The 12,403-nt window shown below is 73.3% G+C and carries 9 protein-coding genes and 2 pseudogenes; 4 read left to right on the top strand and 7 right to left on the bottom strand.

Annotated elements, in window-relative coordinates; all coding sequences use genetic code 11:
* Positions 1 to 550: 550 nt before the first annotated feature.
* The 3 genes from AB0C76_RS37890 to AB0C76_RS37880 all read right to left on the bottom strand — a co-directional run bounded on the left by AB0C76_RS37890 (position 551) and on the right by AB0C76_RS37880 (position 3,754).
* Positions 551 to 718: a hypothetical protein gene (locus AB0C76_RS37890; RefSeq protein WP_359974478.1), complete on the bottom strand. Its 168-nt coding sequence runs from the start codon at positions 716 to 718 to the stop codon at positions 551 to 553.
* A gap of 427 nt (positions 719 to 1,145) precedes the next feature.
* Positions 1,146 to 2,723: a hypothetical protein gene (locus tag AB0C76_RS37885; protein WP_359974474.1), complete on the bottom strand. Its 1,578-nt coding sequence runs from the start codon at positions 2,721 to 2,723 to the stop codon at positions 1,146 to 1,148.
* Between the two features lie 68 nt (positions 2,724 to 2,791).
* Positions 2,792 to 3,754: an ABC transporter ATP-binding protein gene (locus tag AB0C76_RS37880; RefSeq protein ID WP_359974472.1), complete on the bottom strand. Its 963-nt coding sequence runs from the start codon at positions 3,752 to 3,754 to the stop codon at positions 2,792 to 2,794.
* A 388-nt stretch (positions 3,755 to 4,142) separates the two neighbouring features.
* Between AB0C76_RS37880 and AB0C76_RS37875 the strand changes: the two genes are divergently transcribed.
* Positions 4,143 to 6,395, top strand: a complete 2,253-nt coding sequence (locus AB0C76_RS37875; protein ID WP_359974470.1) for a heavy metal translocating P-type ATPase — start codon at positions 4,143 to 4,145, stop codon at positions 6,393 to 6,395.
* A 119-nt stretch (positions 6,396 to 6,514) separates the two neighbouring features.
* Here AB0C76_RS37875 and AB0C76_RS37870 read toward each other — a convergent pair.
* Together AB0C76_RS37870 and AB0C76_RS37865 are read right to left on the bottom strand one after the other, a co-directional pair.
* Positions 6,515 to 6,757, bottom strand: a pseudogene (locus AB0C76_RS37870) (MFS transporter); the annotation flags it as partial.
* 7 nt (positions 6,758 to 6,764) lie between these two features.
* A complete protein-coding gene (locus AB0C76_RS37865) occupies positions 6,765 to 7,892 on the bottom strand; it encodes a SidA/IucD/PvdA family monooxygenase (RefSeq protein WP_359974469.1) in 1,128 nt (375 codons plus the stop codon).
* Between the two features lies 1 nt (position 7,893).
* Here AB0C76_RS37865 and AB0C76_RS37860 point away from each other — a divergent pair, with 1 nt between their 5' ends.
* From AB0C76_RS37860 to arsA, 3 genes and pseudogenes are all read left to right on the top strand, one after another.
* The gene (locus AB0C76_RS37860) at positions 7,894 to 8,025 is read left to right on the top strand and encodes a hypothetical protein (protein WP_359974467.1); all 132 of its coding nucleotides are present in this window, start codon (positions 7,894 to 7,896) and stop codon (positions 8,023 to 8,025) included.
* Between the two features lie 104 nt (positions 8,026 to 8,129).
* Positions 8,130 to 8,561 (top strand): annotated as a pseudogene (locus tag AB0C76_RS37855) (N-acetyltransferase family protein); the annotation flags it as partial.
* A gap of 88 nt (positions 8,562 to 8,649) precedes the next feature.
* Complete coding sequence (gene arsA, locus AB0C76_RS37850; protein WP_359974465.1) at positions 8,650 to 10,503, top strand: arsenical pump-driving ATPase; 1,854 nt, start codon at positions 8,650 to 8,652, stop codon at positions 10,501 to 10,503.
* A gap of 85 nt (positions 10,504 to 10,588) precedes the next feature.
* Here the strand turns inward: arsA and AB0C76_RS37845 are convergent, their stop codons facing one another.
* Entirely contained in the window at positions 10,589 to 11,641 is a 1,053-nt protein-coding gene (locus AB0C76_RS37845) for an ArsO family NAD(P)H-dependent flavin-containing monooxygenase (RefSeq protein WP_359974463.1), read from the bottom strand.
* A complete protein-coding gene (locus tag AB0C76_RS37840; RefSeq protein WP_359974461.1) occupies positions 11,638 to 12,396 on the bottom strand; it encodes an MIP/aquaporin family protein in 759 nt (252 codons plus the stop codon). The genes AB0C76_RS37845 and AB0C76_RS37840 overlap by 4 nt, the downstream gene beginning before the upstream one ends.
* Between the last annotated feature and the right edge of the window lie 7 nt (positions 12,397 to 12,403).

Genomic DNA, 12,403 nt, shown 5'->3' with positions numbered 1-12,403 from the left:
GCCGGGCGATCCTGATGGCGCTTGCGCCCTCCGTTCATCCGTTGTACTGACCTGTCACTTTCGTACTGCTGGTACCGCTACTCACTGAACTGCGTCCTGGCGGCCCCTGATACCTGCGGGCCGCCCGGTCCGGCAGCCAGTCCCGTCGCCGTCCTGCACCTGCCTGGCTTCGGAACTCCACTGCCGGACCGAACTGCGAACCTCTGTCCAACAACCCCGGCCAGTTCGTGTCCGGCCGGTATCGCCGACTGCTGTCTACGAGAGAAACGTTAGGCCCACCCGCGGGCAATGTCTACTCCGGCGCACATAGATTTTGCGGCGCCCGCGAATGAGGTACTCTCCCGCTGCGCGGCGGCGGCACCCCCCCGAGCCGCCGCCGCGCGCCCCGACGTGCGAAGCCACACCGCACAGGGAGGCGGGACGGAACAGGGTGAGTCGGCAGGACTCGGCCGAGGACACTTTGGCCGGAAGAGTGGCCAGTATCACGCTTGGATCGGGCCGCGTCGGGGATTCCCGACGCGGCCCGATCGGATGGCGCCTGCTCGCCCGCTCAGCGGCGACCCAGCAGCTTCGCCAGGAAGCCTCCGCCCTTGCCTGCGCTTCGGTCGCAGCTGCAGCGGTCGGCCTTGCGAACGCCGGCAAGCACCTGGTCGACGTGCATGCCGCACCCCGCGTAGGTGGCCTTGCCGCAGGTGCGGCACGTGGTACGTCGACACATGGCAGAACTCCTCGGCGATCAATCAGAAGAAGGACATTCCCTCCTCTTCCAATATACCCGTAGGGGTATTTTCCGCTCCTGTATGTCCGGCCCTGTGCCTGTGCAGGACCGCCGGCTCACAAGCCGACGGTGAGAGGGGTTCGGGCGACACGGCCCGGCGCGCGGTGGCGTCGTCCGTGGCAGGTAGCCGACGAGGCCCAGCCGCGGATACCCGGGCCGTGTGGCGTCATGAGGCGCTGCAGCGCAGCGATGACCCGCTCTCTGCCCGCCGCCTCCTGGCCGACTGCCCGCTCGACCGGTGCGTGTGTGGTCTTGTCCTGGCTGGGTGGGGTCGTCGGAGCTGCCCGTCACGGAGCAGCCCGCAGTCAGTCGCCCTCCGAGTGGGGCGCGGGGTCGGGGCCGGCCTGGGACCCGATCGGCGGCTTGCCTACTCGCCGGTGAGGTCGCGCCGCTCGAAGGCGGCGATGCCGGCCGTCATCAGGGCGAGGCCGATCCCGGTCATGACCACGGCGGAGACCCGGGCGAACGGCTGGGCGGGGACGGCGGCGAGGTGGTGAAACGGGGAGGCGTCCAGGACCAGGCCCGGCCAGTCCAGTGCGGGCCCGATCAGCTGGACGAGGTACGCGGTGACCGCGACCGCGACCGAGGCCGCGACGCTCAGGCGCGGCCGTGCGCCGTACAGGAGGACGGCCACGCCGGTGAGGAGGACGACCACGGGCAGGGTGTTCAGCACTGATTCGAGCGTGTCGGCGATGCCTACGCCCGCCGCGCCGATCGCCGTTCCGGTCCACAGCGCCAGCGCGGCGGCCACGGCGATCAGCGCAGTTGCCGCCACGGTCAGCAGGAGGTGGCCGACGAGCCAGCGGCGGCGGGAGACCGGGCGGGCAAGGGTGTTGTCGAGGCGTCCGGCGGCCTCCTCCGTACGCGCGGCGCCGACCCGCCAGCACGCGTACAGGGCCAGGAGCAGGCCGATCAGTACGGCCATGATGCCTAGGTAGCCCTTCGTGGCCTGCGCCGCGTCCCAGCCGAGACTCCGGAGCACCTTGCGGTAGGCCGGATCACTCGCGATGAGATCGGTCACCGTCTTGAGCGTCGAGCCGATCACGAACGCGTAGGCCGCGACACCGATCACCCAGCCCGCCAGCACACCCCGGGTGCTGCGCCAGGCCAACGCGGCCGGACCGCCCAGCAGGCGGGCACGGGCCGGTCGTCGGTCCGGCTCGGCCAGCAGCGCCCCGCCGGTGTCGCGCACCCGGCGCAGCCGGACAGCCACCGCACCCAGCAGGACGGGCACCGCCAGCAGCGCCGCCAGGGCCTGCCACCTGAAGTCCGCGTAGGGGTGCAGGTCATCCATCCACCCGAACGGGGTCAGCCAGCGCGACCAGCCGCGCGAGTCGCTGCTGTTGGCGAGCATCCGCACCAGGAACATCAGCCCGAACACCGCCGCCGCCGCGCCGGTCGCCCGCCGCCGGACCTCGAACACCTGGGCGGTGATCGCGGAGATGCCCGCGAACGTCGCCGCGAAGCCCGCGACGGCGAGCCCGAACAGGACCGAGCCGCCCGCACCCGTGCCCGCCGTCGCCAGGACCACCGCGACCGCGGCACCGACCACGGAGATGGCGCACGCGAGGACCACGAGCTCCACGACAACGGCCCGGCCCACCGGCAACGGGCTCGCCAGGACGAGGTCGGCCCGTCCGGACTCCTCCTCGCCGCGCAGCAGCCGTCCGGTGGTGAGCAGCGCCCAGATCCCTACGACGGACACCAGGATCCAGCCGCCGTCCCAGGCCACGAAGCCGCCCGGGGTGTCGATGGCGTGCGGGATGCCCTGGAGCATCCGCAACGCGGGATTCTCCTGGAGCGTGGCCAGTCTGGCCCGGGAGGCGGCGTCGGGATAGGTGCCCAGGTAGGAGAAGACCTCGACCGCGGTGTAGGCCGCGACTGCCAGCGCCAGCAGGCCCGTGCCCCGCCGGACCAAGCGGGCCGAGAGCCACGTGAGCGCCATCTCCGGACACCGTCGGCGCCCGGACGGAACGCCGGCCCCGGACGCGGGGGACACGGCCGCGGTTCCGGTCACTGCGCCGCGCCTCCTTCGCCGTCGTCCACCCTTGCGGGCCTGGAGCCGTGAGCGGCGGCGACCGCGTCGCGCTGGGCGGGGGTGGCCTCGTAGTAGGTCAGGAAGATCTCCTCCAAGGTCGGCTCGCGGCTGCGCAGTCGCACCAGCCCCGCGCCGGAGAGCCGGGCGAGCACGGCCGCCGGCGGCCCGGTCACCGACACTCGCACGCCGCCGTCGATCGCCTCCACGGCGGTCACGCCCGGCAGCCCGGCGAATTCGGGTGCGGGCCCGTCCAGGATTGCTTCGAAGACCGTGCTGCCGAGGCGGCGCAGGTCGGTCAGGGCCGCGATCTCGACCAGCCTGCCCTCGCGCAGGATCGCGATGCGATGGCAGAGGTCCTCGACCTCGTCCAGGATGTGCGACGACAGGAAGACGGTCTGTCCTCGCGCGGCGGCCTCGCGGGCCAGGGCCTGGAACTCGGCCTCCATCAGCGGGTCGAGGCCGGCCGTCGGCTCGTCCAGCAGCAGGACGTCCGGCCGGGTCATGAACGCCGCGACCAGTGCGATCTTCTGCCGGTTGCCCTTGGAGTAGGAGCGCGCCCGTAGGCTCGGATCGAGTCGCAGCCGCTCGACGAGCTCGTCCCGGAACGCGAGGTCGACGGCGCCGGACAGGTTGCCCAGGTAGGTGAGGATCTCCAGGCCGGTCAGCTGGGGCCACAGCGAGACGTCACCAGGTACGTAGGAGAGGTGACCGTGGGCCCGTTCCACGTCGGCCACCGGGACACCCGTGATCCACGCGGAGCCGGCGGTCGGCCGGATGAGATGGAGCAGCAGCCGGATCGTGGTCGACTTCCCAGCCCCGTTGGGCCCCAGGAAACCGAAGATCTCCCCCTGCTCCACTGACAGGTCCAGGCCCTCCAGGGCGACCACCCGGCCGAAGCGCTTGCTCAGCCCCTCGGTACGTATCGCCGCGGTCCCCATCCCGCACCTCCCTGGCTCGGCGGGTCCGTTTCCACGCTACGGCCCGGCGCGGGTTTCGAGCAGGCGCCGAAGGACCCTACGACCGGTGGCCTTTCGGTTCCGGACGCGGGCCGAGGCCGGCCGCCGCGCCGTCAGGGTGGAGAACCGACGTCCGGCCTCGGTGTTCCGCTCGAACGGACCGCTACGGGGTGTGGTGTGGGCCGTTGGGCCCTGCCCGGGAGAGCCCTCCTGTGCTGGGGTGGGAGTCCGGGCCGCCTCTGCGACCGCTGTGTGCGGCACCGGGTTGGAGGGTCTTGTCGTGGCTCTTACGGAGGCCCCGGCGACCGGCCGCGGCGAGCGCCGGTCGGCGGGAGCGCGTGTCCGCCGATGGCTGGAGCCTGGCCTGTTCGTGGCAACCGCCGCGGCGCTCGCAGCCGGCGGGATCGCCTGGCTCGCCGGCAGTCAGACCGTCGCCGACCTGTGCTGGGCGGTCGGCACCGTGCTGGCCGTCGTCCCGGCCGTGGCCTGGGTCGTCGTCGCGCTGCGCAAGGGACGTGCCGGCGTCGACCTGATCGCGGTCCTGGCCCTGGTCGGCACCCTGGCGGTGGGCGAGTACGTGGCGGGTGCCCTGATCGCCCTGATGCTCGCCACCGGACGTGCCCTGGACGCGGCCGCCGAGCGCCGCGCCTCGCACGACCTGCGCGCACTTCTGGAACACGCGCCGCGCTCCGCCCGCCGCCGCAGGGACGGCGAGGTGGCCGTCGTGCCACTGGCCGACGTCGCCGTCGGCGACGTGCTCGTCGTCGGCCCCGGCGACGTGGTCCCGGTGGACGGCCGGGTCAGCGACGGCACGGCCGTCCTCGACGAGTCCGTTCTGACCGGCGAGTCCGAACAGGTGGAACGCGGCATCCAGGAGGCCGTGCGCAGCGGCGTCGTCAACGCCGGCGGCGTCTTCGAGATCACCGCGACCGCCACCGCCGAGGACAGCACGTACGCGGAGATCGTCCGCCTGGCCGAGCAGGCCGGCGCGCAGCGGGCGCCCACCGTGCGCCTCGCCGAGCGCTACGCCGCCTGGTTCCTACCGCTGTCCCTCGCGGTCGCCGGCCTGGCCTGGCTGCTGAGCGGCTCCGCCACGCGGGCCGTGGCCGTCCTGGTGGTGGCCACCCCGTGCCCCCTGCTGCTGGCCGCACCGGTCGCCATCGTCTCCGGCCTGTCGCGCGCCGCACGGCAGGGCGTTATCGTCCGCGACGGCGCGGCACTCGAGAACCTGGGCAGGGCCCGCACACTCGTGATCGACAAGACCGGCACCCTCACCGCCGGCCGCCCCCGCGTCCTCGAGGTCGCCGCCGCCCCCGACCGCACCCCGGCCGAGGTGCTGCGCCTGGCGGCCTCCCTCGACCAGGTGTCCACCCACGTGCTGGCCCAGGCGATCGTCCGCGAGGCACGCACCCGCGAACTCCCCCTCTCCCTCCCGCAGGACAGCACCGAGGAGCCCGGACGCGGGCCCGCCGGAACCGTCGACGGCCACCGGCTCACCGTCGGAAAGAGCGACCTCGCACCGGCAGCCATCCCCGACTGGGCGCGGGCCGTCGACAACCGTGCCATCCTCGACGGCGCCGCGATCGCCTGGCTCACCGTCGACGGCACCCTCGCCGGGGCCGTCCTGCTGCGCGACCCGCTGCGGCTCGACGCCCCGCACACCGTGCAACGACTGCGCGAAGCCGGACTGACCCGGCTGGTCATGCTCACCGGCGACCGCCCCGAACCCGCCCGCGAGGTCGGCGCCGTCCTGGGACTCGACGAGGTCCGCTCCGGGCAGTCACCCGCCGACAAGGTCGCCGCAGTCCGTGCCGAATCCGCCGAGGCAGTCACCCTCATGGTCGGCGACGGCGTCAACGACGCCCCCGCCCTCGCCGCCGCCGACATCGGCGCCGCAATGGGCGCACGCGGCTCCAGCGCCTCTTCCGAAGCCGCCGACATCGTCCTCACCACCGACCGCGTCGACCGCCTCTCCGACGCCATGGAGATCGCCGTCCGCGCCCGCCGCATCGCCGTCCAGAGCGCCGCGGGCGGCATGGCCCTGTCGCTGCTCGCGATGGTCGCCGCCCTTTTCGGCCTGCTGCCCCCGGCGGCCGGCGCCCTCCTCCAGGAAGCCATCGACGTCGTCGTCATCCTCAACGCCCTGCGCGCCCTGCTGCCCGCCCGCGGCACCCGGCCGCGGCTCGAACCCGACACCGAAGACCTCATCCGCCGCTTCGCCACCGAACACGACGACCTGCGCGACACCCTCGACGCCATCCGCGAAGCAGCCGGCCTGCTCACCACCGAACACGGCCCGCGCGCCCTGGCCGCCGTCCGGGAGATCGACCGTCTCCTCACCGAGCGACTGCTCCCGCACGAACACGCCGAGGAACACCAGCTCTACCCCGCCCTGACCCGCCGCCTCGGCGGCCCCGAAGCCACCGAGACCATGAGCCGCGCCCACACCGAGATCGACCGCCTCGCCCGCCGCATCACCACCCACCTCCACCTCGCCGACGAGCTGGGCTCCCTGCGGTCCGAACAGATCGACGACCTCACAGCCTGCCTCTACGGACTCCACGCCGTCCTGCGCCTGCACTTCCGACAGGAAGAGGAGAGCTACTTCTCCCTCGTCCCCTGAACACCGTCCCGCCCCACGGGAGGCCACCCGGAAGGGCACCCGGAAGGGCACCTCTCCCGCGGGCCGGTGACAAGGTGCCGCCGCCCTGCTGACCACCGCCGCCTCGTGTCCGCCCGGGCGAGAACTCGGCCGATGGGGATGCCCGCGAGGGCGGAGACCAGCAGGACGGCGGAGAACGCGGCCGTGGTCGCCGGGGTGGACCAGCCGGTGTCGGAGGCGAGGTGCGGGAGGAGGACCGGGAAGGCGTAGTAGACGATGCCCCAGCCGGTGATCTGGGTGGCGCAGAGGGCGGGCAGGGCGGCGCGGGGCCGTGACCGATCCCCCGATCCGGTCACGGCCCCGCTGGTTCGAAGGGTTGTCACGGCCTGGTCAGCAGCCGTCGGACGGGTCCGCGGTCGGGGCGCCGAGACCGATGCTGAGGACCTGCGGCCCGGCGGGGACCGAGCAGCAACCGCCACCGCTCGCCTGGTGGGCATCGGGCTGGTCGAAGAGTCCGGCTCCACCACAGACTCCGGTCTCGGGGAGGGTGAGTTCGACGCGGTCGGCGGCCTCGTGGTCTCCGGCAAGGGCGGCGGCCACCGAGCGGACCTGCTCGTAGCCGGTCATGGCCAGGAACGTCGGCGCGCGACCGTAGGACTTCATGCCGACCAGGTACACGTCCTTCTCGGGGTGGGCGAGTTCGTTCGCGCCGTGCGGGTAGACGGTGCCGCAGGAGTGCTGGTCGGGGTCGATCAGCGGGGCGAGCGAGACCGGCGCCTGGAGGCGCTCGTCGAGGCCGAGGCGGACCTCGGACAGGAAGGAGAGGTCGGGGCGCAGGCCGGTGAGGACGATGACCTGGTCGACCGGTTCGCTGCGGTGCCCGTCCTCATCCACCAGGACCAGCTGCTGGCCGTCGGTCTCGACGGCGGCGGTGCGGAAACCGGTCAGCACGGAGGCATGGCCGTCCTGGACGGCCTTCTTGGCGCGCAGGCCCAGCGCACCGCGCGCGGGCAGCTGGTCGGCCTCGCCGCCGCCGTACGTCGAGCCGGTGATGCCGCGCCGGAGCACCCACACCGCGTGCGTACCGGGTTCGTCCGTCGCCAGGTCGGCGAGGTGGGCGAGAGCGGTGAAGGCCGAGGCGCCGGTGCCGACCACGGCGGTGCGCCTGCCGGCGTACCGGGCGCGGACGGCCGGGTCCTTCAGGTCGGGGATGCGGTAGGAGATCCGGCCGTGCGCGGCCCGCTCGCCGAGGGCGGGCAGGCCGTTGGCGCCGAGCGGGTTGGGGGTGGACCAGGTGCCGGAGGCGTCGATGACGGCGCGGGCGAGGACGCGTTCCTCGCGGCCGTCGGTGTGCTCGACGTGGACGGTGAAGGGCTGCTCGTCGCGGCCGGAGTCGACGATGCGGTCCCGGCCCGCGCGGGCCACCCCGGTCACCTTCGCTCCGTAGCGGACGCGCTCGCCGAGGACGTCGGCGAGGGGCTGCAGGTAGATCTCGCACCACCTGAAGATCCTCGCCAAGGTGCGATTCGTCCTGCCCGAACGGCAGGGAACCTCCACCCGGTACGAGGTCAACCGGTCCTGCCTGACGGTCTTCCCGGCCGCCGTGCGGGCGATCCTCGGCGAGGACGAGGGGCGGGCCGGTGGCTGCTGAACCCGTGATCGCCCCGATGACGCCCGAGCACGCCGCGCAGGTCCTGGCGATCTACCAGGCGGGGATCGACGAGGGCGACGCCACCTTCGAGACCACCGCACCGACGTGGGAGTCGTTCGACGCTGCCAAGCTGCCAAGCTGCCAAGCTGCCAGGACATCGGTACGTCGCCCTCGACGAGGCCGGGCGGGTTCTGGGCTGGGTGGCGGCGAGCCGGGTGTCCGACCGGTGCGCGTACGCGGGCGTCGTCGAGCACTCCGTCTACGTCCACCCCGACGCTCGTGGTCGCGGCGTCGCCGGCCGTTTGCTCGGAGCGCTGATCGTCTCGACCGAGACGGCGGGGATCTGGACGATCCAGTCGAGCGTCTTCCCGGAGAACGCCGCCAGCCTCGCCGTCCACGCCATGGCGGGCTTTCCGGGTCATCGGCACCCGCGAGCGCATCGGCCGCCACCGCGGGGTCTGGCAGGACACCGTCCTGATCGAGCGGCGGAGCGCTGCCGTCGTGTGACGACCCGCCGACCGCAGAGAGACTGGTGACAGGAGTCCGCGCGACCGGTCCACGCCGGGCCGGGCCTCGGCGCAGGTCCGGGCGGCGGGCCGGACCGGGCGGGTGCAGGCTGGATGCATGGACGGACTCCGTGGCCAGCCGGTGCTGGGGGCCGTTCCTGCCGCTCGGACGAACCGCCTGCCGGCATTGGACTGGGGTTCGTGGCAGACGCCGTTCGTACTGTTCACCGGCAAGGGCGGGGTGGGCAAGACGACGGTGGCCGGTGCGGTGGCCGTCGCGCTGGCGGACGCCGGACGGCGGGTGCTCGTGGTCGGAACCGACCCGGCATCGAACCTCGGGGAGCTGTTCGGTACGACCGTCGGGGCGCAGCGGTGTGCGGTCGACGGCGTTCCGGGCCTGGAGGTGCTCGACCTCGATCCGGACACGGCGGCCGACGCGTACCGCGAGCGCGTGATCGCCCCCTACCGGGGGACGGTCCCGGAGGAGGAGCTGCGGAGCATCGAGGAGCAGTTGGCGGGCGAGTGCACCGTCGAGGTCGCCGCTTTCGACCGCTTCACCCAGCTCATCGTCCATCCCGAGCAGGTGGGCTCCTTCGACCACGTCGTCTTCGACACCGCGCCGACCGGTCACACGCTGCGGCTGCTGAGCCTGCCCGCGGCGTGGTCCCGCTACCTCGACAGCGGCGTCGAGGGTGCCAGCTGCCTGGGCCCGCAGTCGGGGTTGGAGAGCCAGCACGCCCAGTACGCCGAGGCGGTGGAGCAGTTGGGCGATCCCGCGCGGACCACAGTGGTGCTGGTGAGTCGACCGGACGCGTCCGCGCTGCGCGAGGCGGGCCGGGCCGGGACCGAGCTGGCCGAGCAGGGCATCCGCAACCAGCGCCTGGTCGTCAACGGCCTGTTCACCGGGCCGCTCGCCGGGGACGTGGTCGCAGAGGCGTTCGCGGCGCGGCAGGCGGCGGCCCTGGGCGTCATGCCGCCGGCCCTGCGTGGGATGCCCGCCGCCGCGGTGCCGCTCGTCGCGTTCGAGCTGACCGGCATCGGCGCACTGCGGGAGCTGGCAGCGAACCGGGCCCGCGCCCTGCCTGGGCCCGAGGCCTCGGCACCGGCCCCCCAGTCGCAGGGTGGTCGGGGCGAGCAGGAGCCCGCACTGCCCGGCCTGGACGCGCTCGTCGACGAGCTCGCAGCCGGCCCACCCCGAGCAATCCTCGTGATGGGCAAGGGCGGGGTGGGCAAGACGACGATCGCCACCGCGATCGCGGCGGGCCTTGTCGGCCGGGGCCACGAGGTGCACCTGTCCACGACCGACCCCGCCGGCCGCTTCACCGACGTCCTGGAAGGCGACATCCCCGAGCACCTGACGGTCGACCGCATCGACCCCCGAGCCGAACTCGCCCGCTACACCGCCGGACGACTGCACGCCGCCGCACACCTCGACGCGGAGCGCCGCGCACTGCTGGAGGAGGACCTGCGCTCGCCGTGCACCCAGGAGCTGGCGGTCTTCCGCGCGTTCGCCGGGCTGCTCACCGAGGCCCGCCGGCGGTACGTGGTCGTCGACACCGCCCCCAGCGGCCACACTCTCCGACTGCTCGACCTCACGGGCTCCTACCACCGCCAGACCATGGCCGACGCCGATCGCATCGCCGGGCGGATCACCACCCCCCTGATGCGCCTTCAGGACCCTTCCTCCACCAGGGTGCTCATCGTGACGCTTCCCGAACCGACCCCGGTCTCGGAGGCCGCCGCGCTGCAGGACGACCTGCACCGGGCCGGCATCGAACCGTACGGGTGGGTGGTCAACGCCGCCCTGACCGGCAGCGGTACCCGCGATCCGCTGCTGCGGGCAAGAGCCGCCCTTGAACACCCCCATCTGCACCGCGTCCGCGACGAGTTGGCAGCCCGGACCTGGCTGATGCCCTGGCACAGTGAGGACCTTCCGTGGCCCGCCCACCCCACAGCCGGGCCGCCCGGCTGACGTCCTCGCCGGGCGGGGACGTGTCCGACCGCAAGCCTGCACCGGGGTACAGGTTGCGGCTCTCCGGCGCAGTGCCGGGCAGCGGTCAGCGCAGGAGATCGGCGATCTCGGTGACGGCCTGCCGGGCTGTGCGGCCCACGCCGATGAGGGTTGCCGAGGCGAGGCCGGTCCAGTCGCCGTAGCCGATCAGGTGGATGCGCGGGTCGGCCGTCGCCCGGGTGCCGAGGGTGTCGATCCGGCCGCGTTCGCCGGTCCGCAGGCCGAGCGGGCCGAGGTGGGCAAGGGCGGGGCGGAAGCCGGTGCACCAGATGACCGCGTCCGCCGGCCACACCGTGCCGTCCGCGAAGCGCGGGCCGCCGGGGGTGAGGGCGTCGAACATGCGGTGGTCCGCGAGCAATCCGGCTGCACGGGTCTGGCGGACGGGCGGGACGGCGACGATGTCGCCGAGGTCGCTGATGCGCGGGCCGCCGTCCTGGACGCGGCGGGTCGCGATTTCGAACAAGGCGCGGCCGTCGATCTCGTCGGGCAGGAGGCGGGCGGAGCGGCGGGTCACCCACCGGACGGCGGCGGCGTGAGCGGTGAGGTCAGCGGCGATCTGCGCGCCGGAGTTGCCACCGCCCACGACGACGACCCGCTGGCCGGTGAAGTCCTCGGCGCGGTGGTAGTCACGGGTGTGCAGCTGCGGACCGGCGAACAGCTCTCGGCCGGAAACAGCGGGAATGAAAGGCCGCGACCAGGAGCCGGTGGCGCTGATCAGCGCCCGGGCGCGCCAGTCGCCGTCGTCGGTGCGGGCCAGCAGGTCGCCGGCGCCGGCGTTCTCCACGGCACGGACCTGAACGGGACGGTGAACGGGCAGCTCGTACCGCTTCTCGTAGTCAGCCAAGTACGCGACGACGTGCTCCGCGTCCGGATAGGTCTGCCCGGCCTGACCCGGCATCGGACGCCCGGGCAGCGACGAGTACGAGGCAGGGGAGAACAGCCGCAGGCTCTCCCAGTACTGCTGCCACGCCCCACCCGGCGCGTCGGAGGCATCGAGGATCGCGAAGTCGAGTCCGGCGCGCCGCAGGTGGTACCCGGCGGCGAGGCCCGCCTGGCCGGCCCCGACGACGAGGACCTGGACGCGCCGGACCGGGCTCACTTCGCGGGGGCCTTGGCGCGGTGGGTGAAGATCAGCGCGACCAGGGCCAGGCCGACGATCCCTCCGATCAGCTGCATCCCGATGAAGCCGGGCAGCGAACTCGGGGCGATGCCGGCGAAGGTGTCGGTGAACGCCCGGCCGATGGAGACCGCGGGGTTGGCGAACGACGTCGAGGACGTGAACCAGTAAGCGGAGCCGATGTAGGAGGCGACCGCGACCGGTGCGAAACGCAGGTGGCCGGTCTTCGCCAGACCGAAGATCAGCAGCACCAGTCCGGCGGTGGCCACGACCTCGCCCAGCAGCAGGTGCCCGGCCGAACGGTCGTGGGTGGACCACTTCACCAACTGTTCGCCGAACATGGCGTCCGCGAGGATCGCGCCGCCGATCGCCCCCGCGATCTGCGCCGGGACGTACGCGGCGACCTCCCGGCCCCCGAGACCCTTGGGATCCTTGCGGCCGGACCACCACTCGGCAAGCGTCACGACCGGGTTGAAATGCGCCCCGGAGACCGGGCCGAGCAGCAGGACGAGAACGCCGAGGCCGAAGACGGTGGCCAGGGAGTTGGCCAGCAGCTGCAGGCCGACATCCGTGGTGAGCTCGGTGGCCTGGATGCCGGAACCGACCACGACGGCGACCAGGGCGGCGGTGCCGACCAGCTCGGCCGCGACGCGGTTCGGCAGCGGAACGGCCGACGGCTCGGCAGCGAGAGGCTCGGCCTCGGTGACTTCGGGTCTCGCCTCGTCTGTGGCGCTCAACAGGTAC

This window comes from Kitasatospora sp. NPDC048722, from assembly GCF_040650235.1.
GTDB lineage: Bacteria > Actinomycetota > Actinomycetes > Streptomycetales > Streptomycetaceae > Kitasatospora.
The sequence above is the reverse complement of the archived record's forward strand: the minus strand, read 5'-3'. Positions and strand labels throughout refer to the sequence as shown.

What these genes read in the sequence shown, in the direction of transcription:
- AB0C76_RS37890 (WP_359974478.1), bottom strand. Translation starts at nt 718, where the DNA reads ATGTGTCGACGTACCACGTGCCGCACCTGCGGCAAGGCCACCTACGCG.
- AB0C76_RS37885 (WP_359974474.1), bottom strand. Translation starts at nt 2,723, where the DNA reads ATGGCGCTCACGTGGCTCTCGGCCCGCTTGGTCCGGCGGGGCACGGGC.
- AB0C76_RS37880 (WP_359974472.1), bottom strand. Translation starts at nt 3,754, where the DNA reads ATGGGGACCGCGGCGATACGTACCGAGGGGCTGAGCAAGCGCTTCGGC.
- arsA (WP_359974465.1), top strand. Translation starts at nt 8,650, where the DNA reads ATGGACGGACTCCGTGGCCAGCCGGTGCTGGGGGCCGTTCCTGCCGCT.